Origin of the sequence: Pseudomonas sp. S32 (assembly GCF_016648095.1) — a bacterium.
Lineage (GTDB): Bacteria > Pseudomonadota > Gammaproteobacteria > Pseudomonadales > Pseudomonadaceae > Aquipseudomonas > Aquipseudomonas parafulva.
In genome coordinates, this window is sequence record NZ_JACVVF010000027.1 from 18,127 (window position 1) to 43,341 (window position 25,215).

28 protein-coding genes are annotated in these 25,215 nt (G+C 63.7%); 17 read left to right on the forward strand and 11 right to left on the reverse strand.

The features are described from left to right. Positions 1-18: 18 nt before the first annotated feature. On the reverse strand, positions 19-480 hold the full coding sequence (locus tag IAE38_RS15550; protein ID WP_201163996.1) for an Lrp/AsnC family transcriptional regulator: 462 nt from the start codon (positions 478-480) through the stop codon (positions 19-21). Positions 481-572: 92 nt separating this feature from the next. Between IAE38_RS15550 and IAE38_RS15555 the strand changes: the two genes are divergently transcribed. Beyond that, positions 573-1,754 carry a trans-sulfuration enzyme family protein gene (locus tag IAE38_RS15555; protein ID WP_201218255.1) on the forward strand — a complete coding sequence of 394 codons (1,182 nt, stop codon included), beginning with the start codon at positions 573-575 and terminating at the stop codon, positions 1,752-1,754. Positions 1,755-1,835: 81 nt separating this feature from the next. Here IAE38_RS15555 and IAE38_RS15560 read toward each other — a convergent pair whose 3' ends face one another. Beyond that, positions 1,836-2,072, reverse strand: a complete 237-nt coding sequence (locus IAE38_RS15560) for a YdcH family protein (RefSeq protein WP_028635409.1) — start codon at positions 2,070-2,072, stop codon at positions 1,836-1,838. Between the two features lie 248 nt (positions 2,073-2,320). Here IAE38_RS15560 and IAE38_RS15565 point away from each other — a divergent pair, with 248 nt between their 5' ends. The 6 genes from IAE38_RS15565 to IAE38_RS15590 all read left to right on the forward strand — a co-directional run bounded on the left by IAE38_RS15565 (position 2,321) and on the right by IAE38_RS15590 (position 8,223). Continuing rightward, on the forward strand, positions 2,321-3,964 hold the full coding sequence (locus IAE38_RS15565; protein WP_201218225.1) for a phosphoethanolamine transferase: 1,644 nt from the start codon (positions 2,321-2,323) through the stop codon (positions 3,962-3,964). A gap of 89 nt (positions 3,965-4,053) precedes the next feature. Beyond that, complete coding sequence (gene rnd / locus IAE38_RS15570) at positions 4,054-5,187, forward strand: ribonuclease D (protein ID WP_201213227.1); 1,134 nt, start codon at positions 4,054-4,056, stop codon at positions 5,185-5,187. Further along, the gene (locus IAE38_RS15575; RefSeq protein ID WP_028635412.1) at positions 5,184-5,477 is read left to right on the forward strand and encodes a YcgL domain-containing protein; all 294 of its coding nucleotides are present in this window, start codon (positions 5,184-5,186) and stop codon (positions 5,475-5,477) included. The genes rnd and IAE38_RS15575 overlap by 4 nt, the downstream gene beginning before the upstream one ends. Positions 5,478-5,479: 2 nt before the next feature. Next, positions 5,480-6,412 carry a D-2-hydroxyacid dehydrogenase gene (locus IAE38_RS15580; protein WP_201218226.1) on the forward strand — a complete coding sequence of 311 codons (933 nt, stop codon included), beginning with the start codon at positions 5,480-5,482 and terminating at the stop codon, positions 6,410-6,412. Between the two features lie 112 nt (positions 6,413-6,524). After that, positions 6,525-6,974 (forward strand): YcgN family cysteine cluster protein, encoded by a 450-nt coding sequence (locus tag IAE38_RS15585; RefSeq protein WP_060481342.1) that lies wholly within the window; start codon positions 6,525-6,527, stop codon positions 6,972-6,974. 40 nt (positions 6,975-7,014) lie between these two features. Continuing rightward, on the forward strand, positions 7,015-8,223 hold the full coding sequence (locus IAE38_RS15590) for a hypothetical protein (protein WP_201218227.1): 1,209 nt from the start codon (positions 7,015-7,017) through the stop codon (positions 8,221-8,223). Positions 8,224-8,242: 19 nt separating this feature from the next. Here the strand turns inward: IAE38_RS15590 and IAE38_RS15595 are convergent, their stop codons facing one another. The 3 genes from IAE38_RS15595 to IAE38_RS15605 all read right to left on the reverse strand — a co-directional run bounded on the left by IAE38_RS15595 (position 8,243) and on the right by IAE38_RS15605 (position 9,585). Then, positions 8,243-8,584, reverse strand: a complete 342-nt coding sequence (locus IAE38_RS15595; RefSeq protein ID WP_201218228.1) for a YgaP family membrane protein — start codon at positions 8,582-8,584, stop codon at positions 8,243-8,245. A gap of 95 nt (positions 8,585-8,679) precedes the next feature. After that, entirely contained in the window at positions 8,680-9,150 is a 471-nt protein-coding gene (locus IAE38_RS15600; RefSeq protein ID WP_028635417.1) for an RNA methyltransferase, read from the reverse strand. 66 nt (positions 9,151-9,216) lie between these two features. Next, entirely contained in the window at positions 9,217-9,585 is a 369-nt protein-coding gene (locus IAE38_RS15605; protein ID WP_028635418.1) for a YajD family HNH nuclease, read from the reverse strand. Between the two features lie 132 nt (positions 9,586-9,717). On the opposite strand from IAE38_RS15605, the gene IAE38_RS15610 reads away from it, so the two are divergent. Continuing rightward, positions 9,718-9,996 (forward strand): hypothetical protein, encoded by a 279-nt coding sequence (locus tag IAE38_RS15610; protein ID WP_028635419.1) that lies wholly within the window; start codon positions 9,718-9,720, stop codon positions 9,994-9,996. Positions 9,997-10,018: 22 nt separating this feature from the next. Here IAE38_RS15610 and IAE38_RS15615 read toward each other — a convergent pair whose 3' ends face one another. Then, a complete protein-coding gene (locus IAE38_RS15615; RefSeq protein ID WP_201218230.1) occupies positions 10,019-12,058 on the reverse strand; it encodes a S9 family peptidase in 2,040 nt (679 codons plus the stop codon). Between the two features lie 91 nt (positions 12,059-12,149). On the opposite strand from IAE38_RS15615, the gene IAE38_RS15620 reads away from it, so the two are divergent. Genes IAE38_RS15620 through IAE38_RS15645 form a run of 6 tightly spaced genes read left to right on the forward strand, consistent with a single transcriptional unit; the run spans position 12,150 to position 16,328 of the window. After that, on the forward strand, positions 12,150-12,644 hold the full coding sequence (locus IAE38_RS15620; protein WP_028635421.1) for a hypothetical protein: 495 nt from the start codon (positions 12,150-12,152) through the stop codon (positions 12,642-12,644). A gap of 14 nt (positions 12,645-12,658) precedes the next feature. Next, positions 12,659-13,432: a class II glutamine amidotransferase gene (locus IAE38_RS15625; RefSeq protein ID WP_201218231.1), complete on the forward strand. Its 774-nt coding sequence runs from the start codon at positions 12,659-12,661 to the stop codon at positions 13,430-13,432. A 9-nt stretch (positions 13,433-13,441) separates the two neighbouring features. Next, the gene (locus IAE38_RS15630; RefSeq protein ID WP_201218232.1) at positions 13,442-13,963 is read left to right on the forward strand and encodes a DUF2937 family protein; all 522 of its coding nucleotides are present in this window, start codon (positions 13,442-13,444) and stop codon (positions 13,961-13,963) included. 24 nt (positions 13,964-13,987) lie between these two features. Further along, on the forward strand, positions 13,988-14,731 hold the full coding sequence (locus IAE38_RS15635; RefSeq protein ID WP_201218233.1) for a 5-oxoprolinase subunit PxpA: 744 nt from the start codon (positions 13,988-13,990) through the stop codon (positions 14,729-14,731). Next, positions 14,728-15,414, forward strand: a complete 687-nt coding sequence (gene pxpB / locus IAE38_RS15640) for a 5-oxoprolinase subunit PxpB (RefSeq protein ID WP_201218235.1) — start codon at positions 14,728-14,730, stop codon at positions 15,412-15,414. The genes IAE38_RS15635 and pxpB overlap by 4 nt, the downstream gene beginning before the upstream one ends. Next, entirely contained in the window at positions 15,411-16,328 is a 918-nt protein-coding gene (locus IAE38_RS15645) for a biotin-dependent carboxyltransferase family protein (protein ID WP_201218236.1), read from the forward strand. The genes pxpB and IAE38_RS15645 overlap by 4 nt, the downstream gene beginning before the upstream one ends. A gap of 164 nt (positions 16,329-16,492) precedes the next feature. Here the strand turns inward: IAE38_RS15645 and IAE38_RS15650 are convergent, their stop codons facing one another. The 3 genes from IAE38_RS15650 to IAE38_RS15660 form a co-directional block, all read right to left on the reverse strand. Beyond that, positions 16,493-17,671 carry a vWA domain-containing protein gene (locus IAE38_RS15650; RefSeq protein ID WP_201218237.1) on the reverse strand — a complete coding sequence of 393 codons (1,179 nt, stop codon included), beginning with the start codon at positions 17,669-17,671 and terminating at the stop codon, positions 16,493-16,495. A gap of 12 nt (positions 17,672-17,683) precedes the next feature. Next, positions 17,684-18,529, reverse strand: a complete 846-nt coding sequence (locus IAE38_RS15655; RefSeq protein WP_028635428.1) for an AAA family ATPase — start codon at positions 18,527-18,529, stop codon at positions 17,684-17,686. A gap of 140 nt (positions 18,530-18,669) precedes the next feature. Beyond that, a complete protein-coding gene (locus tag IAE38_RS15660; protein ID WP_201218238.1) occupies positions 18,670-19,743 on the reverse strand; it encodes a DUF748 domain-containing protein in 1,074 nt (357 codons plus the stop codon). Between the two features lie 132 nt (positions 19,744-19,875). On the opposite strand from IAE38_RS15660, the gene cysK reads away from it, so the two are divergent. Next, positions 19,876-20,850, forward strand: a complete 975-nt coding sequence (cysK, locus tag IAE38_RS15665; RefSeq protein WP_060481351.1) for a cysteine synthase A — start codon at positions 19,876-19,878, stop codon at positions 20,848-20,850. A gap of 171 nt (positions 20,851-21,021) precedes the next feature. Further along, on the forward strand, positions 21,022-21,957 hold the full coding sequence (locus tag IAE38_RS15670; RefSeq protein ID WP_028635431.1) for an aspartyl/asparaginyl beta-hydroxylase domain-containing protein: 936 nt from the start codon (positions 21,022-21,024) through the stop codon (positions 21,955-21,957). Positions 21,958-22,005: 48 nt separating this feature from the next. On the opposite strand, the gene IAE38_RS15675 is transcribed toward IAE38_RS15670, so the two are convergent. Both IAE38_RS15675 and IAE38_RS15680 read right to left on the reverse strand, forming a co-directional pair. Then, the gene (locus IAE38_RS15675) at positions 22,006-22,464 is read right to left on the reverse strand and encodes a DUF4265 domain-containing protein (protein ID WP_201218239.1); all 459 of its coding nucleotides are present in this window, start codon (positions 22,462-22,464) and stop codon (positions 22,006-22,008) included. Continuing rightward, a complete protein-coding gene (locus IAE38_RS15680) occupies positions 22,461-23,336 on the reverse strand; it encodes a DMT family transporter (RefSeq protein WP_060481352.1) in 876 nt (291 codons plus the stop codon). The genes IAE38_RS15675 and IAE38_RS15680 overlap by 4 nt, the downstream gene beginning before the upstream one ends. A gap of 168 nt (positions 23,337-23,504) precedes the next feature. On the opposite strand from IAE38_RS15680, the gene aceK reads away from it, so the two are divergent. Next, positions 23,505-25,214: a bifunctional isocitrate dehydrogenase kinase/phosphatase gene (aceK, locus tag IAE38_RS15685; protein ID WP_201218240.1), complete on the forward strand. Its 1,710-nt coding sequence runs from the start codon at positions 23,505-23,507 to the stop codon at positions 25,212-25,214. Position 25,215 lies beyond the last annotated feature (1 nt).

Sequence of the window (25,215 nt, forward strand, 5' to 3'; positions counted from 1 at the left end):
CGGTACAGCCATTCAGCATCAGGAACGATGCACCGGATAAGCCGTGGTGTACTTCATCTGCTCCATGGCAAAACTGGACGTGATGTTCGATAGCCCATCGGTACTGTTGATCAGCTTCTTGTAGAACCGGTCATACGCGGCGATGTCCCCCACTACCACCCGCAGCATGTAGTCCCAGTCACCGGACATACGATAGACCTCCATCACCTCCTCGAACGCGGTCACGGTTGCCGCAAACTGCTCCAGCCAGACGCTGTCGTGCCGCTGGGTTTTCAGTTGCACGAACACCGTCAGCCCCAGCCCTAGCCGTTCAGGGTCCAGCAGGGCGACGCGGCCCACGATGTAACCCTCGTCTTCCAGGCGCTTGACGCGCTTCCAGCAGGGGGTGGTGGACAGGTTGACCGCCTCGGCCAGGTCCTTGAGGGACACCGAGGCATCGCGCTGCAGCAGGGTGAGAATGTGTTGGTCGAAGCTGTCCATATCAGGCGCAGGCCTTGGCGAAGAAGTTTTCACAGGTTACCCCAAGGCCAGCACTTTGGGGTTGTGCGATAGTGGCAGCTTCACCTCTGCCAATGGGCCTGACCATGTCCGACAAGCCGCGCCATTTCGCCACCCGAACCATCCACGCCGGCGAGCAATTCAGCGTCGCCGACAATGCCATCTTCCCGGCTATCGTCACTGCCAGCTCGTTCATCAAACGCGGCCTGGACGACAAGCCCGAGTATTCCTACAGCCGCGTGGGCAACCCCACCCGGCACGCTTATGAAACCTGCGTGGCGGCCCTGGAAGAGGGCGCCGGGGCGGTCGCCTGCGCGTCCGGGGTAAACGCCACGGCCACCGTGCTGGAACTGCTGCCCAAGGACGCCCACGTGGTGGTGATGAACGGCGTGTACGGCGGCACCTTCCGCATCATGGAGGACTACCGCAGCCACACCTCAGGCCTGACCACTACCTATGTCGACCTCAACGACCTGCAGGCTGTGGCTGCGGCCATCAAGCCGGAAACCCGGCTGATCTGGATCGAGTCGCCCACCAACCCCCTGCTGCACCTGGTCGATATCAAGGCGGTGTGCGACCTTGCCCGCGCGCGGGGCATCCTCACCTGCATCGACAACACGTTCTGCTCCCCCTGGAACCAGCGCCCGATCACCTTGGGTGTAGACCTGGTGATGCATTCGGCCAGCAAGTACATCGGTGGCCACTCCGACCTGACTGGCGGCGTGGTGGTGGCCGCCAGCGACGAACTGCTGCACCGCCTGCGCCGTATCAGCATGGCGATCGGTGCGGTGCAGGGCCCGTTCGACTGCTACCTGGCGCTGCGTGGCCTGAAAACCCTGGACGTGCGTATGGAGCGCCAATGCGCCAATGCGCTGCGCGTGGCGCGCATGCTCGAACGCCACCCCCAGGTGCAGCAGGTGTACTACCCGGGGCTTGAAAGCCACCCGCAGCATGAACTGTGCAAGCGCCAGATGCGCAGTGGCGGGGCAGTGGTGGCCATGAAGGTAAAAGGCGACCGAGCTGCCATGAACCGCCTGGTGGAGGCGTTGCAGATTTTTGTGCTGGCCGATTCGCTGGGCGGGGTGGAAAGCATGATCAACCATTCGTGGAGCATGTCCCACTGCTCCCTCAGCCCCGAGCAGAAGGGTGTGATGGGGATCAGCGAAAACCTGCTACGGCTGTCGGTGGGGATTGAGGCTCATGACGATTTGATCGAAGACCTGAACGGTGCTCTGAACGCTTTGGCTGCAGGATAAAGACAGGGCCTCCTGGCGAGTGCAATGTTCACCGCAGGAACAATTGACTCGCAAAGAGGCCCTGGACTCACTCAATCTTGCTCAAGCCCCCGGTGCGTGAATGACGCGCTCGATCTTGTCCTTGATCAGCAGCCGCTCCTTGCGCAGCCGGTTGACCACATCGTCATTGGTGCCATTGCTTTCTGCAGCGAGCACCTCCTTGTCCTTGGCGTTGTATTCCTTGTGCAGTGCGTGCAGCGTCTGGTCCTTGTCAATGAGCGCCTGGAAGGCATCGGCGGTTACGTGCAAGTCAGCGAGCAGGTCATGCGGAACTGGCATTTCTTCACCTCGGTCAGGTTGGTCGGTAAGGTCCTGACCACTGAGGATAGCTGCCTTTGGCCGGCTCTGGCGGCCGGGGTTGGCTGAACGCCAGCTGAACAAGTTGCATTCGGCACATGAAAACAGGCGACTCACGGAATTGTAACGTTATTTTTCACATAAAATTGATGGCACGCTTTCTAGAGTTCGCGCAGTTTGCTCCCGGCGCCATCCGGCCCGGGAGGTCTCATGCCTGGTTGTGAACGCCCATGCCCAACATCAAACCCCTGCGGACCGAATGGGTCACGCTGCTGGCCAGTCTGTACCTGCTGATCGGCTTCAACTTCTTTCTCTGGCAGCACCTCGAACAAGTGGTGCCGCCTGGCTTGCCGGGTTTGTGGCTGAGCCTTGCGTTCGCCGTGCTGATGCTGTTCGCCTTCAACCTGATACTGACCCTGTGCGCCTTCCGCTACGTGCTCAAGCCGTTGCTGATCGTGTTGTTCATGAGCGGCGCGGGTGTGGCGTACTTCATGAACCGTTACGGTGTGCTGATCGACGCCGGCATGTTCGCCAACATGGCCGAAACCAACGTGGCCGAGGTCCGCGACCTGATGTCGCTGAAGTTCGCCCTGTACATACTCGGGCTGGGCGTATTGCCTTCGCTGTTGCTGTGGAAGGCCCCTGTTGTGTACCGCACCTGGCAGCGTGAGCTGCTGGGCAAGCTGGTGGTCAGCGCGGCGTGCGTGGTGGGTTTGGGCTCGGTGGGCCTGGCCAACTACCAGGGCCTGTCGTCGCTGCTGCGTAACCACCATGAATTGCGCCTGATGCTGACGCCCAGCAATATCGTCGGCGCATCCATGACCTACGTGAGCGAGCGCGTGTCCACAGCCTCGCGGCCGTTCCAGCCATATGGTGAAGATGCCAGCCGCGACGCTGCCTGGCACAGCCACCAGCGCAAGTCGCTGACCGTACTGGTGGTCGGGGAGAGCGCCCGTGCAGACCACTTTGGGGTGTTGGGCTATGACCGCGACACTACGCCGAACCTGGCGAAGGAACAGGGCCTGCTGGCGTTTTCCGATGTGCACTCGTGTGGCACCGAAACGGCAGTGTCGGTGCCGTGCATGTTCTCTGGCATGGCGCGCAAGGACTACGACGCCCGCGTGGCAAAAAACCGTGAAGGGCTGCTGGACATCCTCAAACGTGCCGGCCTGGACGTGCAGTGGCGCGACAACCAGTCCGGCTGCAAGGGCACCTGCGACCGTGTGCAGTACGTCAACCTCACCAACCTGAAAGACCCGCAATTGTGCGCAGGCGGCGAATGCCACGACCAGGTGCTGCTGCAAGGGCTGGGCGAGCTGATCGACAACCTCGACAGAGACACCGTGCTGGTGCTGCACCAGATGGGCAGCCACGGCCCCGACTACTTCAAACGCTACCCGCAAGCCGACCAGCGCTTCACCCCGGTGTGCCAGAGCAACGCCCTGGACCAATGCAGCCAGCAGGAGATCATCAACGGCTACGACAACACCCTGGCCTATACCGACCGCGTGCTGGCGTCGCTCATCGATACCCTGCGCAGCAAGCAGGACAAGGTGGACACGGCCATGATCTACCTGTCGGACCATGGCGAGTCGCTGGGCGAGTACAACCTGTTCCTGCATGGCACCCCTTACGCCATCGCCCCCGAGCAGCAAAAGCACGTACCGTTGCTGGCCTGGTTCTCCGACAGCTACCAGCAGGACTTCGGCGTGGACACCGGTTGCCTGGCCAAGCTGGGCGATGCGCCGTTGTCTCAGGACAACCTGTTCCACTCGATGCTCGGCCTGTTGCAGGTGCATACCGGGGTGTATCAGCGGTCCCTGGACCTGTTTGCCGGCTGCCGCCCCTGGCTTGCCGCTGCCAACGGCCAATAGCACCCTTGGTCGGTAATGACGATGGCCTGGGTTTCACCCGCAGTGCCCGCGCCGTATATACTGCGCGCCAATGTTAGTGGGAGAGCCTCGTGGCCATCGAAATACACTGGATCCGTGACGACCAGAGCCTGGCCGCACATTGCAGCGACTGGCGCCAACTGCCTTTCGTCGCCGTCGACACCGAATTCATGCGCGTCGACACCTTCTACCCCAAGGCCGGGCTGATCCAGATTGGTGACGGCAAGCGCGCCTTCCTGATCGATCCGCTGCTCATCGGCAACTGGCAACCCCTTGCCGATCTGCTCGAAGACAACGGTGTGGTCAAGGTACTGCATGCCTGCAGCGAAGACCTCGAGGTGCTGCTGCGCCTGACCGGGCGTTTGCCGCAGCCGTTGTTCGACACCCAGCTGGCGGCGGGTTACCTGAACCTGGGTTTCTCCATGGGCTATTCGCGCCTGGTGCAGGAGGTGCTCGGCATCGACTTGCCGAAAGGCGAGACGCGCTCCGACTGGCTGCAGCGTCCGCTCTCCGATACCCAGGTCAGCTATGCCGCCGAGGATGCCGTGCACCTGGCGGAGCTGTTCAGTGCCGTGCGCCCGCGCCTGTCCGACGACAAATATGCGTGGGTACTGGAGGACGGTGCCGAGCTGGTGGCCCAGCTGCGCCGTGACGTGGAGCCCGAGGGCCTGTACCGTGACGTGAAGCTGGCCTGGAAGTTGGCGCCTCAGCAGTTGGCGGTGCTGCGCGAGCTGTGCGCCTGGCGCGAGCGCGAGGCGCGCCAGCGTGACGTGCCCCGCAACCGCATCCTCAAGGAGCACTCGCTGTGGCCCATGGCCAAGAGCCAGCCCAGCAACCTGGCAGCCCTGGCTCGCATCGACGAGATGCACCCACGTACCATTCGCCAGGACGGCGAGTTTCTCGTCCAGCTGATCAAGCGTGCGGCCAGCCTGCCCCCGGAACAGTGGCCGCCGGTACTGCCCGAGCCATTGCCCATCGAAGCCTCCGGCATTTTGAAACAGCTGCGCGCGGTGGGGCAGGCCGAAGGTGAGCGCCTGGGCATTGCGCCCGAGCTGATGCTGCGCAAGAAAACCCTTGAGGCGTTGCTCAAGAGCGGCTACCCCAATGGCCCTTATCAATTGCCCGATTCGCTGCGCGGCTGGCGTCGCGAGCGCATGGGCCAGGCCCTGTTGAACAGCCTGGCCGGCGCCGGAGAAACCCGATGAAACGTATCTGCTCCATTTACAAGAGCCCGCGCAAGCGCGAAATGTATCTGTACCTGCTCAAGGCCGATGGCCTGGAGCGTGTGCCTGAAGCCCTGCTGCCGTTTTTCGGCACCCCCCAGCATGCCTTTGACCTGGTGTTGACCCCAGAGCGCAAGCTGGCCCGTGAAGACATCGCCAAGGTGCTGGAGAACCTGGAAAACCAGGGCTATCACCTGCAAATGCCGCCACCGGACGACGACTACATCGAGCACCTGCCCGAAGAGTTGCTGCGCCGTAACGACCCGGCCTGATCATGCGTGTACTGATTGCCGAGCATAAGCATGCGCGTTATGCCGAACTGCTGGCCCAGGCCGCACCTGACCTTGAAGTGCTGACCAGCGGTGACTCCGCGCAACTGTCGCGCTTTGCTGCGCAGTGCCCGGTGTGGCTGGGCCAGCCGGACCTGCTGGCCAGCCTGCTGCGCCAGGGCCATGTGCCGCAATGGGTGCAGACCACCTGGGCCGGGATCACGCCGCTGCTGGCGCTGGGCCTGCCACGCAGCTACCGCCTCACCCGGGCAGTGGGCATTTTCGGCCAGGTGATGGCTGAGTACATGCTGACCTACATGCTGGGGCATGAGCGGGAGGTCTTGTCGCGCCTGGTCAGCCAGGTGGAGCGGCGCTGGGATGACCGTCAGGGCTGTTCCCTCGAAGGGCGCAAGGTGCTGGTGGTGGGCACCGGTGATATCGGCCAGCGCGTGGCGGCGTTTCTGCAGCCGTTTGGTGTGGTGCTCTACGGCGTAGCGAGTAGCGCCCGGGAGCAGGCGCCGTTCGTCGAGGTTGCGGCGCTTGAGGACCTGCCACGCCTGGTGGGCGAGGTGGACTATGTATTGAACTTGCTGCCCGATACACCGGCCACCCATGATATCTATGACGCGGCCATGTTCAGGCGCTTCCGGCCCACGGCGTTGTTCATCAATGCCGGGCGTGGTGTGTCGGTGGTCGATGGCGACCTGGTTGAGGCCTTGAAGCAGGGCCACCTGGCCGGTGCGGTGATCGATGTGTGCCGCCAGGAGCCGTTGCCCCGGCAGCACCCATTCTGGACCGCCTGGGGCCTGTTGCTGACCGGCCACAGCTCGGCGCCGACCTCACCTGCCGCGATGGTGCGGTTGTTCGTCGAAAATGTGCGAGCTTATGGCTCCGGCCAGGCGCTGCGCGGTGAAGTCGACTTCGCTCGCGGCTACTAAGGATAGCTGCAAGCTACAAGCTGCAAGCGGCAAGACAAAGCCGTGCGCGCTGCCTTTGCTTGCAGCTTCTAGCTTGCAGCTTGTAGCTGCCCTAATGCAGGAAAACCGTGGGATGAACGCTGAAAACGCGCCGTTCTGGCGTGGTAAAACCCTTGAACAACTCAGCCTGCAAGAGTGGGAATCGCTGTGCGATGGCTGCGGGCTGTGCTGCCTGCAAAAGCTTGAGGATGAAGACGACAACAGCGTCTATTACACGCGCATCGCCTGTAAGTTGCTGGACCTGAACACCTGCCAGTGCAGCGATTATCCCAACCGCTTTGCCCACGTACCTGATTGCATCCAGCTTACCCCGGGCAAGGCCGACCAGTTCCGCTGGCTGCCCAGCACCTGCGGTTACCGGCTGGTCAGCGAAGGCAAGGACCTGCCGGCATGGCATCACCTGGTTTGCGGCGACCGCCAGCAGGTGCACGAACAGCGCATCTCCCAGGCTGGGCGTATGCTCAGTGAGCAGGCCGTGCACGAAGATGACTGGGAAGACCACCTGATTTTCCGCGCCAGTTAACGGCGCAGCCTCGCTGCGGCGGGGGACAAGGAGTTGTGTTATGCGTTGCCACCCGTTGTTGCTGTTGGGCCTGCTGGCCGCCACACCCGCCTGGGCGAAAAAGGTCGACCTGGACTACCAGGTACGCTTGATGCCCGCCAGCGGCCAGGCCGAAGTTCGCGTCACCCTGGCTGACGGCAGTGCTGTGCGCAGCCTGGATTTCGACCTGGGCAAGCTCGGCGCGTACAGCGGTTTCCAGGCCGACGGCCAGTGGCAGCTGCGTGGCCAGCACGGTGTGTGGCAACCGGCCTCCGGCAAGACCAGCCTCAGCTACCGCGTGCAACTGGACCAGAAGCACAGCAACGGCGCCTATGGTGCCAGGATCACCCCGCACTGGGCGCTGTTCCAGGGCGATCAGCTGATTCCACCTGCGCATCTCGACCAGCAGGACGGCACCGAACTGGTCGCGCGGCTCACCTTCGACCTGCCCGAGGGCTGGAAAAGCGTTGAAACCGCCTGGCCGCGTATTGGCAAGCACAAGTTTCGTATCGACGACAGCTCGCGGCTGTTCGATCGCCCGACGGGCTGGGTACTGGCCGGTGACCTGGGCAGCCGCCGCGCCCGCCTGGGCGACACCGATGTGACCGTGGCAGCGCCCGTGGGGCAGGGTATGCGGCGCATGGACAGCCTGACCTTGCTCACCTTTGTATGGCCACAGCTGCAGGCGACGTTCCCGCGCAACCCACCCAAACTGTTGGTGGTCGGTGCCCGGGACGGCATGTGGCGCGGGGCAATGGCGGCCCATGGCTCGTTGTACCTGCACAGCGGCAGGCCAATGGTCAGCGAGAACGGCAGCAGTCCATTGTTGCGCGAGGTCGTGCAGCTGTTTACCCAGATTCGCGCACGCGACGGCAGTGACTGGCTGGTGGAGAGCCTGACGGATTACTACGCCAGCGAACTGCTGCGCCGGTCTGGTGGCATGAGCGACGACCGTTATCAGGCCTGGCAGGCGCGGCTCAGCAAGCAGGGCGCCAAGGTCACCACACTCAAGGGTGACCAGGCCAGCCCCGCCCAGGTTGCGCGGGGCGTGATGTTGCTGCAGGCCCTGGACAAGGAAATCCGCATCCATACCCAGGCCAAGCGTTCTCTCGATGACGTGGCGCGCGGTTTGATGCGCCTGCCAAGCGTCAGCAAGGAGGAGTTCGTGAAGATCAGCGAGAACGTGCTGGGGCGCAGCTCCGACGTGTTACAGAGCAAGGCCTTGCGTTAAAGGCACCACGCCCGACGCGTCAGGTATCAGCCACAGGGTCCTTGCCGGTGACCGTGACGCCTTCAGTAGCCGCTTTGGCGCTGTCTTTCAAGGCCTCCAGCTCGGCACCGCTGCGTTGCAGGTCTGTACGCAGCCGGTTGTATTCCTGGCGGTTGCGCTGCAGCCAGGCCTTGGTGGCGCAGTGGCCGCTCAGGCCCCGGGCCAGCGCCAGGCCGCCCACAGCTACCTTCAGCAGCCCAAGCACACCGCCCTGACGCAGCCCCCGGGTGACCATCAGCGCCCCACCCGCCAGCGAGCTGACGCGCTCGATGCCGTGAACGTTCTGGTCCTTTGATGGCGCAATAGCATGGTTATCAAGCATGGCAAGCCCTCCTTGTGAAGTGTATGCAGCTGACCCGCCTGCCCTTGGCGTCGTTCAGTCGGGTTGCCGGGCAGCCTCGCCAGCGGCACGTGCGCCTACTTGAACTTGGGCCCCGAGCGGGTGTTGAGCCCTTTGGCCAGGCGGTCATACAGCACCACGTTCACGGTCGCTGCCAGGTTCATGCAGCCTTCAGTAGGGATGTAGATGGTTTCTTCGCACCATGCACGTACCTCGGCACTGAGGCTGCCGTCTTCGGGGCCAAAGATGTAGAGGGCGCGGTCTGGGTGGGTGTATTCGGGCAGCGGGCGGGCGCCCTCCACCAGTTCGACCGCCACAGGCGTGCAGCCTAGCGGGATGATGCGTTGCAGGTCGTCGATGCCGATCAGTGGGATGTCGTAGTGCACACGCTTGGTGTCGGTGACGAAGTCACGGGCGCGCTCGTAGCGCTTGCCGGTATAGAACACCGAGTTGACCCCGTAGCAGCCTGCTGCCCGCATGACCGAGCCAACATTTTCGGCCGACTTGGGGTTGAACAGGCCAATGCAACTGTATCGTTTGTTAGCCACGTACCGGGGCCCTTCGCAAAAAAGCGCGATTATACGGGCTGCCCGGCCGTAGCGGGGGCTCGATGGTCAGTCCTTCTTCAGCAGGCCAGCCAGGCCGGCGAACGGGTTGTGGGTGGCCTTGGCGATGCTGGGGGTGCTGGTGGAGCCTTCGCTGAAGTATTGCTGGTCGGTGTAGCGCGAATGTTCGTTGTCGTGGCAGTACAGGCACAGCAGCTCCCAGTTGGAGCCGTCCTGCGGGTTGTTGTCGTGGTTGTGGTCGCGGTGGTGCACCGTCAGCTCGCTCAGGCGCTTGCCGGCAAATTCCCGGGCGCAGCGGCCGCACACGTGGGGGTACATCCTCAGGGCCTTGTCGCGGTAGCCCATTTCCTTGTCGCGCTTGGCATCGGCCAGAATACGGTCCAGGCGCGCAGTGGCGGCGGAAGTGGAGGAGGTCATGGTGTTTCCTTCGTTCTTATCAGGCAGGTGACGGTTATGCCACCGAGTCTAGCGCGCTTGCGGGGCTGACGGACAGGCACAAACCGCAATATCAGCGTAGCCTGTAGGAAGTTTCTAGACAGGAGGTTGCTGATGCTCGCTGCGATCCTCGCCATGACAATGCTGGCAGGCGTGCCGTTGGCCGAAGCCGCCAGCACGCCGCCCAGGTTGAGCACGCCGGTGCCCGGCGCACCCGGCACGCCAACCCCAACGCCCTACCCGCAGATCACCCCAAGCAGCCCGCCCAAGGCCTACGACCCTGAACCAGGGGCGCCGCTGCTGCCGCCGATGCCCGTGCCCGGGCCGCCGAAGGACCAACCGCTGCCGGGTTTGCGCCAGGAGGCAGACAAACCCGTGACGCCCGGGAAGTGATCACAACGCCGGCAGGTGCCGGCTATACCCCCAGCTCACCCAGCACGAACGCATATTCCAGCGCCACGTCCTTCAGCCCCTGGTAGCGCCCGCTCATACCGCCGTGGCCAGCGCCCATCTCGGTCTTGAGCAGCAGCAGGTGGCTGTCGGTCTTGCAGGTACGCAGGCGCGCCACCCATTTGGCGGCCTCCCAATACTGCACGCGGCTGTCGTTGTAGCCGGCCACTACCAGCATGGCGGGGTAGGCTTGTGCCTTCACGTTCTCGTAGGGGGCATAGGCCTTGATCCGCTCGTACACCTGCGGCTCCTGCGGGTTGCCCCATTCATCGTACTCGGTCACCGTCAGCGGCAGCTCGGGGTCGAGCATGGTGTTGAGCACGTCGACGAACGGCACCTCGGCAATGGCGCAACGCACCAGGTCGGGGCGCAGGTTCAGCACAGCACCGATCAACAGGCCACCCGCACTGCCGCCACTGATGGCCAGCCGGTCGCTGGCCGTCACGCCTTCGCCAATCAGGTGTTCGGCACAGGCAATGAAGTCACTGAAGGTGTTGTGCTTGTGCGCCTGCTTGCCGGCGCGGTACCAGGCCTCACCCAGTTCACCGCCGCCGCGCACGTGGGCAATGGCAAAGGCCACGCCGCGCTCAAGCAGGCTCAGCCGCGCGTGGGAAAACCACGGGTCCAGGCTCTCGCCGTAGGCGCCATAACCGTACAGGTACAACGGTACCGTGCGGCCCAGGTCCTGACGGCGACGCACCAGGCTGATCGGCACCCGGGTACCGTCCGCTGCGGTGGCCCACAGGCGTTCGCTGACATAGTCGTCAGCATCGAAGCGCCCCAGTACCGGGGTTTGCTTGAGCACCACCTGGGCACCGTCGGCCAGTTCCAGCTGGCGCACCTGGGCCGGGCGGTTGAGTGCTTCGTAGCGCAAGCGCAGGCGCGGGCTGGCGAATTCCAGGCTGTCCTGCACGTACAGGCTATAGGCAGCGTCAGGCAACTGCACCCGGTAGGCAGGCAGGCCCTGAGGGCGTACTTCGATGATGGGCAAGCCACCCTCGCGCAGGCTCAGGGTGAGCGCCTCGGCATTCAGGCTCAGCCCCTCCAGCATGATGTCGTCACGGTGCGCGACCAGTTGCTGCCAGGCGTCACGGCCAGGCACTGGCGTAGACGGGGCGTGGTACAGGGCGAAGTTGATGCCGTCCTGGTTGGTGCGGATGAACCAGCGCCACTCACCGTCCAGCTGGCCGTGGTCGGGGAAGTATTCGTGGCCTTCTTCGCGTGGTGCCAGGCAGGTGAAGGGCTGCTGCGGGGTATCGGCATCCAGCACCCAGGCTTCGCTGGTGGTCTTGCTGCCCAGCAGCAGCACCAGCTGGCGTTCGGAACTGGTGCGGTAGCAATGCAGGAAGAACCGCCCGTCTGGCTCTTCGAACACCGTGTGCGCCGCATCGCTACCCAGCGTGTGGCGGCGCAGGCGCCAGGGGCGATGGGTGTCATCAAGCTCGGCGAAGAACAGCGTCTGGCTGTCGTTGGCCCAGGTCAGGCTGCCGTCGCACTCTTCGAAGGGCAGGGTGGTGAGCGCGCCGGTGGCGAGGTCCTTCACGTAGAGGGTGTAGATTTCGTCGCCGCTGGTGTCCAGGCTATAGGCCAGCAGGCGGTGGTCCGGGCTGACATTGAAGGCGCCCAGCGACAGGAAGCCGCCGTCTGCCAGGGCGTTGGGGTCGAGCAGCAGTTGCTCCTGGGCCTGGTCGACGGTGTTGGAATCTTCGGCAGGGCGCGGGCAGCGGTAGTGGCGTGGGTATTCATCCCCTGCCGTGGTGCGGGTGTAGTACAGGTACGGCCCCCAAGGGGTGGGCAGCGACAGGTCGGTTTCCTGGATGCGGCCCTTTATTTCTTCGAACAGCTGCTCGCGCAGGGGCGCCTGGTCTGCCAGGCAGGCTTGCTGGTAGTCGTTTTCGGCGTGCAGGTAGGCGAGCACTTCAGGGGTGTCGCGCTGTTGCAGCCAGGCGTACGGGTCGGCGGCATGGTCGGCGCGGGCGATGGGCGGCTGTGGCTTGCTGGGCATTGGGGATCTCTTGGCCGAAACAGGGAGACGCTGTCTGCGCCCGGAAAAGTGTTTATCATAGGCATCTATTTGCCTGGCTTGCACCCACACCATGATCGAGAACGACTACACCCTTGCCTGGGGCCTGTACGCAGTGGCGGCCCTGGGTTGCCTGCTGGTGGGCTTCAAGCTCACCGCCTGGATGTGGCGCTGGCTGCGCGAGCCGCTGCTGGTGGTACTGGCCGTGTTGCTGTTCACCCCGACTGTGGTCGACCCGGTGAAGGACAACTTCGCCCCGGCCATCGCCATCACCGCCCTGGACGTCGCCTTCAAGGTCGGCAACAACGCCTGGCGGGCGGTGTCGGACTTCGCCATGTACGGGCTCATCGCCTTTATCTTGTATGGCGTCTTCGTGCTGCTGCGCTGGCCGCTGGAAAAACGCGCCCGTGAGCGCCGCCTGCGCGCAGAAGCAGCCGCCCAGCGCGAGGCGGCTGAAGACGAGCAGCTTGCTGCGCAGGCACCGTTGGCTGCGGAGCGCCACGACCGTTACCGCGACCCCGCGCCAGCCGCCCCACAGGGCGGTGGCCGGGTCGAGCCCCGTTTGTAAGCGGAGACATAGCCATGTGCGAACTGCTGGGCATGAGTGCCAACGTTCCCACCGATATCGTATTCAGCTTCACCGGCCTGATGCAGCGCGGTGGGCGTACCGGCCCGCACCGTGACGGTTGGGGCATTGGCTTCTATGAAGGGCGTGGCCTGCGCCTGTTCCAGGACCCGGCCGCCAGCAGCGAGTCGGAGGTGGCCAACCTGGTGCAGCGCTACCCGATCAAGAGCGAGGTGGTGATCGGCCATATTCGCCAGGCCAACGTGGGCAAGGTCTGCCTGGCCAATACCCACCCCTTCGTGCGGGAAATGTGGGGCCGCAACTGGTGCTTTGCGCACAACGGTCAGCTGGGTGATTTCAAGGGCGGCAATGGTTTCTATCGGCCGGTGGGCGACACCGACAGCGAAGCGGCCTTCTGCGACCTGCTCAACCGCGTGCGCAGCGCCTTCCCCGACCCCGTGCCGGTTGAACAGCTGTTGCCGGTGCTGGTCGAAGCCTGTGCCGGTTACCGCCGCCTGGGGGTGTTCAACTGCATGCTCAGTGACGGGGACTGGCTGTTCTGTTTCTGCTCCACCAAGCTGGTGCACATCACCCGCCGGGCGCCCTTTGGGGCGGCCCGGTTGAAGGATGTCGACCTGATCGTCGATTTCCATACCCAAACCACCCCCAATGACGTGGTCACGGTGATCGCCACCGAGGCCTTGACCGAGAACGAGACCTGGAACCGTTACGAGCCAGGTCAATGGGCCCTGTGGCGGCACGGAGAGTGCACCGCGCACGGCCAAAGCTAAGGACGCTGCATGTTCAGAAGTTACCTGCGGTTGCTGCTGTTCACCTTCGGCCTGCTGGTCGGTATCCAGGTCCCGGGATTGGTCAAGGACTATAGCCAGCGTGTCGAGGCGCACCTGTTCGAGTCCCGCGAGGCGCTGGACGGTTTCCGCCAGACAGCCGAGCGCTTCTTCAATGGCGACCTGCAAGCCCTGCTGCGGCACTACCGCAGCAGCGACGACCCGGTGTTCAACAGCGATGCCAACAGCATCGAAAGCCTGATGATCCGCAACCAGTTGCTGGAAACCGAATGGCAGGCCCTGCAAGGGTCGTGGGCGCAGCGCACCTGGCATGTGCTGGTGCAGGCCGACCCGCAGCTGCGCGAAGAAACCCTCAATGGCTACACCTACCAGATCGTGTTGGCCCCTGAGGCGATCGGCTGGGGCGTGGGGGGCGGGTTCGTGCTCGCATTCCTGGTGGAAAGCGTATTGCTCGGCGTTGGCTGGTTGATCGTGGGTGGGCGCCGCCGGGTCGTGAAGGAAAGTTGGCGCTGACGGTCAGGTATCGGGAGGCTTCACATGCTGCTCAATTGTGACATGGGTGAGAGTTTCGGTAGCTGGCGCATGGGCCTGGATGCCGAGGTGATGCCTTACATCGATTGCGCCAACATCGCCTGCGGCTACCACGCTGGCGACCCGGGCACCATGCGCCGTACCGTGGCCCTGGCGCTGGAGCATGGGGTGAGCATCGGCGCCCACCCGGCCTACCCGGACCTGGTCGGCTTTGGCCGCCGCTCCATGGCTTGCAGCCCGGAAGAAATCCGCGACCTGCTGCACTACCAGATCGGTGCGCTGGGCGGCATCTGCAAGGTGCAGGGCGGGCGTGTGGCCTATGTGAAGCCCCACGGCGCGCTGTACAACGACATGATGGCCGACCCGCTCGTTCTGCGTACCGTGCTGGAAGCTGTGGCGGCCTACAGCGGCGACCTGCCGCTGGTGCTGATGGCCACCGCCGACAATCGCCCCGCCCAGGCCTTGGGTGATGAGCTCGGCGTGCCATTGTGGTTCGAGGCATTCGCCGACCGCGCCTATACGTCCAGCGGCCACCTGGTGTCGCGCCGCTTGCCCGGTGCTGTGCACCACGACCCGGCGCGGGTAGTGCAGCAGGCCGTTAGCCTGGCCCGGGGGGACACGCTGGTAGCAGACGACGGCAGCCCCCTGTGCCTGGAGGCCACCACGCTCTGCGTGCACGGCGACAACGACAGTTCGGTGGCAGCGGTGCGGCAGATACGTCAGGCCCTCGATGCGCTGGGGGCTCGGTGACGCCGCGCATCGAGGTCGTCGCCATCGACACCCTGATGGTGCGGCTGTTCCAGCGTATCGAGGAGGCCAATATGCCGTGGATGCTAGCCGCCAGCCAGCGCTTGAGTACGGCATTTGGCACGCACCTGTTGGACCTCGTGCCTTCCTACACCACCTTGATGGTGCAGTTCGCCTTGCCACCTAGCGAGGCGAGGATGTTGATCGCCCAGGCGCTGGACGGCCTGCAGCCAGACGCCGGGAGTGGTGGCCGCCGGCATGAAATTCCGGTGTGGTACCACGCCAGTGTCGGCCCCGAACTCCCCGTGCTGGCAGCCCGCAGTGGGTTGAGCGAAGCCGAGGTGGTTCGCGTGCACAGCGAACGTGATTACCCTGTGTTCGCCCTGGGCTTTGCCCCCGGCTTCGGCTTCATGGGCCTGGTGGACGAACGCCTGGCCAGCCCGCGCCTGAGCACCCCGCGCAAGCAGGTGGCGGCGGGTAGCGTGGGCATTGCTGAGCGCCAGACGGCGGCGTACCCGGCGGTATCGCCAGGTGGCTGGAACCTGATCGGGCGTACCCCGGTGCGGTTGTTCGACCGCGAGCGTGAAGGCTTCAGCTTGCTGCAACCCGGTGACCGCGTGCGTTTCGTGCCGGTTTCGCGCAGCCAGTTCCTGGCGTTGGGCGGCGATGACGAGGCGCAGCCATGAATCATTTGCAGATCCTGGCCAGCACGCCACTGTGCCAGTTGCAAGACGCCGGGCGCTTCGGGGTACGTCACCTGGGCGTGACCCAGGGCGGCGCGCTGGATTGGGTGGCCCTGTACTGGGCCAACTGGCTGCTGGGCAATGCGCTCGGCGCGCCGGTGGTCGAGGTGGCGCTGGGAGGTTTTTGCGTCGAGGCCCGGCAGGATTGCGTACTGGCCCTGGCCGGCGCGCACCTGCATGCCTGCATCGATGATGAGCCGCTGCAGCCTTGGCGCAGCTTCAGGCTGGCCAAGGGGCAGCGGCTCAGCTTCAAACATCCCGGGAACGGGGTGCGGGCCTATCTGGCAGCCCCAGGCGGTTTTCACGGCACGCCGGTGCTGGGTAGTTGTGCCACCGTGGTGCGAGAAGGGCTGGGGGGTGTGGACGGGCAGGGTGCTGCACTGGTGAAAGGCCAGTGCCTGACGTTTACCGGTACTGTCGCCCCGCTGCGCGAGGTGCCGCTGGCGCAGCGCCCGCCCATTGCACAAAACCCCGTGCTGGATATGGTGATAGGCGCGCAAATTGGCGATTTCAGTGGTACCAGCCTGTTCGAGGCATTCAACCGGGAGTGGACGCTCGACAGTCGGGCCGACCGCATGGGCATTCGCCTGTTAGGCCCGCAACTGGTCTATCAGGGCGCGCCGATGATTTCCGAAGGCATACCGCTGGGTGCGGTGCAGGTGCCGCCGGATGGCCAGCCGATCGTATTGCTCAATGACCGGCAGACCATTGGCGGGTATCCGCGGCTGGGGGCGTTGACGCCCCTTGCGCTGGCCCAGCTGGCGCAGTGCATGCCAGGGGCGGGCGTGCGGTTCAGGCCGGTGGTGCAGGATGAGGCCTGGCGTGAGCAGGAGCGTTACCTGGGCCGTTGGTTGTAAGGCTTGTGGCCCTATCGCGAGCTTTGCTCGCTCCTACGGTTATTGCAGCGTAATTGGCCCAAAAAATGTAGGAGCGAGCGCAGCTCGCGATGCGCCGCGCGGCGGCGCTCGATCTCATAGGCGTAAACCGTGTTGCAGCGAACACATGCCCCAAGCCCCAACGCTCACTTCGACAAATACCGCATCCCGTCTTCCAGCCCCTGCAAGGTCAGCGGGTACATCTTGTCTTCGATCAAGTCCCGTACCAAGTGGGTGGACGCGGTGTAGTCCCAGGTCTGCCTGGGGTACGGGTTGATCCAGATGATCTTCCTGAATTTCTCCATGAAGCGCTGCATCCACACATAGCCGGCCTCTTCGTTCCAGTGTTCCACGCTACCGCCGGGCTGAGTGATCTCATAAGGCGCCATGGCGGCGTCCCCCACGAACACCACCTTGTAGTCATCGCCGTACTTGTGCAGCACATCAAAGGTTGAATACCGCTCCGAGGTGCGGCGCAGGTTATTCTTCCACACCGACTCGTAGACAAAATTGTGGAAGTAGTAGTACTCCAGGTGCTTGAACTCGGTCTTGCACGCCGAGAACAGCTCCTCGCACACTTTGACGTGGGCATCCATCGACCCACCGATGTCGAACAGCAACAGCAGCTTCACCGTATTGCGCCGCTCCGGGCGCATCTGGATGTTCAGCAGGCCGGCATCGCGGGCGGTGTGGTCGATGGTGCCGTCGATATCCAGCTCTTCTGCAGCACCTTCCCGGGCGAACTTGCGCAGCCGCCGCAGGGCCAGCTTGATGTTGCGGGTACCCAGTTCCACCTGGTCGTCCAGGTTGCGGTACTCGCGCTGCTCCCACACCTTCACGGCCTTGCCCTGGCGCTTGCCGGCATCGCCCACGCGGATGCCTTCGGGGTTGTAGCCACCCGAGCCGAACGGGCTGGTGCCACCGGTGCCGATCCACTTGTTGCCGCCGGCGTGGCGCTCCTTTTGCTCTTCAAGGCGCTGCTTGAACGCTTCGATCAGCTTGTCCAGGCCACCCAGCGACTGGATTTGCGCGCGTTCCTCGTCGCTCAGCGAACGCTCGAATTCCTTGCGCAACCAATCTTCGGGGATCAGCGCCTCGATGTGCCTGTCGAGGTTCTCAAGGCCGTTGAAGTAGGCGGCGAAGGCGCGGTCGAACTTGTCGAAATGGCGCTCGTCCTTCACCAGAATGGCACGGGCCAGGTAGTAGAATTCGTCCATGTCGGCGAACACCACGTGCCGCTGCAGGGCCTGGTGCAGGTCGAGCAGTTCGCGTACCGAAACGGGCACCTTGGCCGCGCGCATTTCATTGAACAGGTTGAGCAGCATGGCCCGGCTCCGTCAGCGGTTGCCGCGCCGGCTCATGAAGGCCAGGCGCTCCAGCAGTTGCACGTCCTGCTCGTTCTTGACCAGCGCACCGGCCAGCGGCGGGATGGCCTTGGTGGGGTCACGCTCGCGCAACACGGCTTCGCCGATGTTGTCAGCCATCAGCAGCTTGAGCCAGTCCACCAGTTCGGAGGTGGACGGCTTCTTTTTCAGGCCTGGCACCTTGCGCACGTCGAAGAACACATCCAGCGCTTCGCTGACCAGCGACTGGCTGATGTTGGGGTAGTGCACATCGACGATCTGCTGCAGGGTGCTGCGGTCGGGGAAGGCGATGTAATGGAAGAAGCAGCGACGCAGAAAGGCGTCAGGCAGTTCTTTTTCGTTGTTCGAGGTAATGATGATGATCGGCCGCTGCGTGGCCTTGATGGTCTCATCCGTCTCGTAGACGTAGAACTCCATCTTGTCGAGTTCTTGCAGCAGGTCGTTGGGGAACTCGATGTCGGCCTTGTCGATTTCATCGATCAGCAGAATGACCCGCTCCTGGGCCTCGAACGCCTCCCACAGCTTGCCCTTCTTCAGGTAATTGCGCACATCGTGGACCTTGTCCACGCCCAGTTGCGAGTCGCGCAGGCGGCTGACCGCATCATACTCGTACAGGCCCTGTTGGGCCTTGGTGGTGGACTTGATGTGCCAGGTAATCAAGCGCGCACCGAATGAAGCCGCCAGTTGCTCGGCGAGCATGGTCTTGCCGGTGCCCGGCTCGCCCTTGACCAGCAGCGGGCGTTCGAGGGTAATGGCCGCGTTCACGGCCAGTTTCAGGTCGTCTGTGGCGACGTAATCGCGGGTGCCTTCGAACTTCATGGGATTGTCCTCTGCGGGTGGTTGGGCCTGTACTGATTGCCGGCAACACCGATATGTGATTAGCCCACGACTATAACGCGGGCCTACCTGGCTGCAAATGCACACCCGGTATTCAGACCCTGAATGGCCAGTCACGGCGCTCAGTCGGTATCCGGAGCGCCACGTTCGTACCGCGCATTGAACGCCTGTACAAAGCCGTTGCGCAGAATCTGCAGAAACGCCTCGAACGCGCTGATGTCTTGTTTGCGCACGCTGCCGCTCAACTCCACGCGGGTGGCGAACTGGTTCTTGGGTTGGTTTTTCAGCACCGTCTGCGTGGCACCGACCAGCGCTTCCCATACCGAGCGCAGCACCCCTTTGTCCTTGTTCTGCACGTCTTGTTGCCAGTCGAACACCTCCACGTCGCGCAGCAGCGGCTTGATGTACCCGTTCAGCCGGCCGTTGGTGGCCTGGGCCTCGATCACCACGTCACCGCGCCCGGCCTTGAAGTCGAACTTGCCGTAGGCACTGGCGAAGTCATTGAGCTTGCGCAGCTCGATGCCGGTAGCTCGCAAGCGGAATTCGAAATCGTCAAAGTCGCTGAAGGGGTCGAACGTGGCGCGGCTCTCCACCTTGGCATCCCCTGCAATCAGCGCCGTGGCCTGGAAGCTGGCATCTCGCCGGCCGGCTTCGTCGCGAATATTGGTGAGGTTGCGCACGCTGGCCTGCAGGCCGGTGGCCTTGAGGGTGACCGGGGGTTTGGAATTGAAATTGCGGAAGGTCAGCACGCCGTCGTTGATGCGCACTTCGTTGAGGGTGATCGGCAGCAGCTTTTCCAGCTGCTGACGCCAGTCGGTGCCCTGGCCGGTCTGGGAGTTCTGCTTGTTGCCGCCGTCGACGAAGTTCAGTTCGGGGCGTACGAACGCCACTTCTGCCACCACGGCATGGTCGTACCACAGGGCGTGCCAGCTTACCGACAGGTCGATGACCGGGGCATTTAGCAGTGGCACCGGCACCTTGCCGGTGGTCTTGACGATCTGCAGCCCGTTGATGGTGTAAGCACCGCGCCACCAAGCCAGGTCCACGTCGGCCACCTGGCCGCGGTAGTCGCCCATGTCGGCAAGTTTCTGGTTGAGGTAATCGCGCACCAGGTAGGGCAGGGCAAGGTGCAGGGCCACCAGCAGCACGATGAAGCTGGCAAGGCCGATCAGCGGCCAGCGATAACGGGCTCTCATGGCGGTGTCTCCAAGGCGGGATGTGCGGTTGACCGCAGCCTGCGCAGGTGAGTTCGAACAGGCTTTACGGGCTGCCGGCACCGGCTTACCCTTGAAGCCTTTCTGTGCCTCTTCATGCCAAGGACCCCTGCCATGAGCCGTATCTACGCAGACAACGCCCATTCCATCGGCAATACGCCGCTGGTGCAGATCAACCGCATCGCCCCGCGCGGCGTGACCATCCTGGCCAAGATCGAAGGGCGCAACCCGGGTTACTCGGTCAAGTGCCGCATCGGCGCCAACATGGTCTGGGACGCTGAAAGCAGCGGCAAGCTCAAGCCCGGCATGACCATCGTCGAACCCACCTCCGGCAACACCGGCATTGGCCTTGCTTTCGTCGCCGCCGCCCGTGGCTACAAACTGATGCTGACCATGCCCGCGTCCATGAGCCTGGAGCGGCGCAAGGTGCTCAAGGCGCTGGGCGCCGAGCTGGTGCTGACAGAACCTGCAAAAGGCATGAAGGGCGCCATCGAAAAAGCCAACGAAATCGTGGCTTCGGACCCGGCGCAGTACTTCTTGCCAGGGCAGTTCGAAAACCCCGCCAACCCGGCCATCCATGAAAAGACCACTGGCCCGGAAATCTGGAACGACACCGACGGCGCCGTGGATGTGATCGTCGCCGGCGTGGGCACGGGCGGTACCATCACCGGTGTGTCGCGCTACATCAAGCACACCCAGGGCAAGGCCATCACTTCTGTAGCCGTCGAGCCTGTGTCGTCACCCCTGATCACCCAGACGCTGGCGGGTGAAGTGCTGACCCCAACGCCGCACAAGATCCAGGGCATCGGCGCAGGTTTCGTGCCGAAGAACCTCGACCTGTCCATCGTCGACCAGGTGATGACGGTGTCTGACGAGGAAGCCAAGGCCATGGCCATTCGTCTGATGCAGGAAGAGGGTATCTTGTGTGGTATCTCCTGCGGCGCCGCCATGGCTGCCGCGGTGCGGCTGGCGGAAAAACCCGAAATGCAGGGCAAGACCCTGGTGGTGATCCTGCCTGACTCCGGTGAGCGGTACCTGTCCAGCATGCTGTTCAGCGATATGTTCAGTGAACAGGAAAACCAGCAGTAAGGCCGCCTGGCGCTGACCCGGCGCAACACTTTCTCGCGCGCTTCATTGCACAATCTTCATGAGTGAGATCCCGCCCAGGTTGTTTTTACCTCGGCGGGATCGGTTTATGATGGCGGGATGATTTTAAGGAGGGCGGCCGCCCGGGCCGGTCCCTTCCCCTAGGAGTGATGCATGACCTTATCCTTTGCAGCCAAGGCGGGTGTCTTGCTGGTGTTCTTCGGCAGCGTGCTGTACGTGCACCTGCGAGGCAAGGCGCGCCTGCCGGTGCTGCGCCAGTTCGTCAACCATTCGGCGCTGTTTGCTCCCTACAACAGCCTGATGTATCTGTTTTCCGGTGTGCCATCCAAGCCGTACCTGGACCGCCAGCGCTTCCCGGAACTGGACGTGCTCAAGGACAACTGGCAGGAAATCCGCGAGGAGGCGATGCGCCTGTTCGACGAGGGTTACATCCGTGCCGCCGAAAAGGACAACGACGCCGGCTTCGGTTCGTTCTTCAAGAAAGGCTGGAAGCGCTTCTACCTGAAGTGGTACGACAAGCCGTTGCCTTCGGCCGAGGCCCTGTGCCCACGCACCGTGGAGCTGGTCAGCAGCATCCCCAACGTCAAGGGCGCCATGTTCGCCCTGTTGCCGGGTGGCAGCCACCTCAACCCGCACCGCGACCCGTTTGCCGGCTCGCTACGCTACCACCTGGGGCTGTCCACGCCCAATTCGGATGCCTGCCGCATCTACGTCGATGGCGAGCCTTACGCCTGGCGTGATGGCCAGGACGTCATGTTCGATGAAACCTATGTGCACTGGGTCAAGAACGAAACCGACGTCACCCGGGTGATCCTGTTCTGCGACATCGAACGCCCGCTCAGCAGCCCGCTGATGGTGCGTATCAACCGCAAGGTCAGTGCTTTCCTGGGCCGCGCCACTGCGCCGCAAAACACCGATGAAGAGCGCGTAGGCGGGATCAACCAGGCCTACGCCTGGAGCAAGCGCTTCAGCAACCGCATCAGCACCCGTGTGAAGCAGTTCAAACGCGCCAACCCCAAGGCCTACCGCATTCTGCGGCCGGTACTGGCGGTGGTGGTGGCCTACCTGCTGTACCGCTGGTTGTTCTAAGCCCTTGCGCAGCCGGCCCAGGCCACACCTGATGGCCAGGGCCGGCGGTTAGCGCAAATCGTCAGGGATGCGATGGCGCAGTACGCCTTCTTCAAAATCGAGCACGCCGGCTTCGCGCTGGGTCACCAGGTAGTACAGCAGGGTATCGGGCACCTGCTCCGGCAACACGTGCACCGCCAGCATCCTCACGGCCTTCTCCGCCTCGCACATGCAACCGAACTCCACCAATGCGGCCTGCACCTGCTGCAGGGTTTCCGGCGGCCTCACAATTACCCGGAACACCGAGCCACCGCCACTGTGCAGGACGCTTTCGAACCAGGCTTCTGCCCCTTCCTCGCGGGCGGCGACCAGGTCGCCCGGTGCGACGCCATAGACATGAAAAGGGATGCTGTCGACCCGGTAGCCACCCTGTTCTGGCCGTGCCCACAGCCCTTCCACCGAGGCCGGTGGGTAGCCGCTGTCGTCCTGTGCCAGGCGGAACAGCACCTTGCGGTAGCCGCTGCTCATCGGCGGGCCGGGCGCAGCACCAGCCACAGCGCCGCGCCGATCAGCAGGCCGCCGTACAGGTGCGCCATGGACAGCGGCTCATCCAGTAGCCATGCCCCCCACAGCACCCCGAACGCCGGGATCAGGAAGGTCACGGTGCTGGCCTTGACCGGGCCGATTTCCGCCAGCAGCCGGAAGTACAGGATGTAGGCGAAGGCGGTGCACAGCAGCCCCAGGCCCAGCAGCGACAGCCACACCTGCCAGCCGCCCCAACTGGCAGGGGGCTGGCTGAGCGCGCTCCAGGCGAATACAGGGCTGAGCAGCAAAGTGGCGCCGAGCATGCTGCCCAGCGCCGACAGGCGGCTGTCCAGGCCGCCGACCCAGCGCCGGGCCAGAAAACCGGCAAACCCATAGCAGGTGGTCGCCGCCAGGCAGGCCAGCGCACCTTGCAGCAGGGCCGCGTCCAGTGCCACCGGCCCGGCGCCACTTAAAATGGCGACGCCAAACAGGCCCAGGAAAATGCCGCACAGCTTGGCGAGGGTCATGGGCTCTTTGAAGAACAGCACGCCGATCAGTACACCCATCAACGGTGTCGTGGCATTGAAGATGGCTGAATAGCCGGCTGGCAGCACTTGAGCTGCGACCGAGTAGAAGGTTGCCGGGATGCCCGAGTTGATCATGCCCAGTACCAGGCAAGCGCCCAGCTTGCCTTGGAAATCCCAGCGCACACCTGCAGCGGCCACGATCGCGATCAGCCCCAGGCAGGCGATGGACACGCGGAAGAACGCCGTGGGCACCGTGCCCAGTTCGGGCGCGATGATACGCATGAACAGGAAGCTCGCGCCCCAGACGGCGGCAAGGGTTAGCAGGCGGGCTAGAGCGATGGGGCTCACGGCAGTCTCCGGGGGCGTGGCTGGGGGCGCGAGTGTACGCGAGGCAGCAGGGGGTTTCTTGTGCTTTCTTGCGTTGTAATCTTGCCAGCCATATTTGCTGGCAGGGGCCTCACACGCCAGGGCGAGCGGCTAAGCTGTGTATCTCCGCCCGCCACCGAGGTGCCCGGTATGCCCCATCCCTGGCCTGCAGCCGCCATCGCCCGCCTGATGCTCACCGGCTTCGACGGCTATCGCGAGCATTTCCAGCGCATCACCCTAGGCGCACGTGAGCGCTTCGAACAAGCCCGCTGGCAGGAGATCCAGCACACGGCCGCTGCGCGCATCAACCTCTACGAGGAGCAGGTCGCTGTGGCCAACCAGCGGCTGCGCGAGGGCTTTGCCGCGCAGGTGCTGCTGGACGTGGCCCAGTGGCCGCAGGTTAAAAGCGCCTATATCCAGCTGATTGACCCGCGGCTGGACGATGAACTGGCCGAAACCTGGTACAACTCGGTGTTCTGCAGCCTGTTCAGCCATGACCTGATCAGCGACCAATGCATGTTCATCCACAGCACACGCCCAACGTTGCGCCGGCGCGCCGCACAAACCCGTACCTATCGCCCCGACGGCGGCCTTGCCGGGCTGTTGCAGGCCATCTTCGCCGACTACCGGTTCCACATCCCTTACGCCGACCTCGACGGCGACCTGCTGCGGCTGGAAGCGCAGCTTCGTGAATGCCTGCCCGATTGGGTGTGCCGCGACCCAGCGCTGGCGGTGGAGCTGTTCGTGCCGGTGCTGTACCGCAACAAGGGCGCTTACCTGGTCGGCCGGTTATACAACGGCGACGAACAATGGCCGCTGGTAATTGCCCTGGTGCACCGGGAGGGGCAGGGCATCGAGGCCGATGCCTTGATCACCGACGAGGCTGAAGTCTCGATCATCTTCTCCTTCACCCGCTCCTATTTCATGGCCGATGTGCCGGTGCCGGGTGAGTTCGTGGGCTTTCTCAAACGCATTCTGCCGGGCAAGCATGTGGCCGAGCTGTATACCTCCATTGGTTTCTACAAGCAGGGCAAGTCCGAGTTCTACCGCGCCCTGATCAACCACCTGGCTGGCAGTGACGACCGCTTCGTCATGGCCCCCGGCGTGCGTGGCATGGTGATGAGCGTGTTTACCCTGCCAGGCTTCAACACCGTGTTCAAAGTCATCAAGGACCGTTTCTCGCCGTCAAAAACCGTCGACCGCGCCACCGTGATCGACAAGTACCGGTTGGTGAAGAGCATCGACCGGGTAGGGCGCCTGGCCGATACCCAGGCCTTTGCCGACTTTCGCTTCCCCGTGGCGAGGTTCGCGCCGCAGTGCCTGGCCGAGTTGCTTGAGGTGGCGCCCTCCACCGTGGTGCTTGAGGGCGATACGGTGCTGATCCGCCACTGCTGGACCGAGCGGCGCATGACGCCGTTGAACCTGTACCTGGAACAGGCCAGCGAGGCCCAGGTGCTGGAGGTACTGGAGGATTACGGCCTGGCCATCAAGCAGCTGGCGGCGGCGAACATCTTCCCCGGTGACATGCTGCTGAAGAACTTTGGTGTGACGCGTCATGGCCGGGTGGTGTTCTACGACTACGACGAGATCAGCTATCTGACGGAGGTCAACTTCCGCCATATCCCACCGCCGCGCTACCCGGAAGACGAGCTGTCAGGCGAGCCATGGTACTCCATTGGGCCCCATGACGTGTTCCCCGAGGAATTCCCGCCCTTTCTGTTTGCCGACCTGGGCCAGCGGCGCCTGTTCACCCGCCTGCATGGCGAGTTGTTCGATGCCAGCTATTGGCAAGGCCTGCAGGCGGCGATACGTGATGGCAAGGTGATCGACGTGTTCCCCTATCGGCGCAAGGCACGTTGAA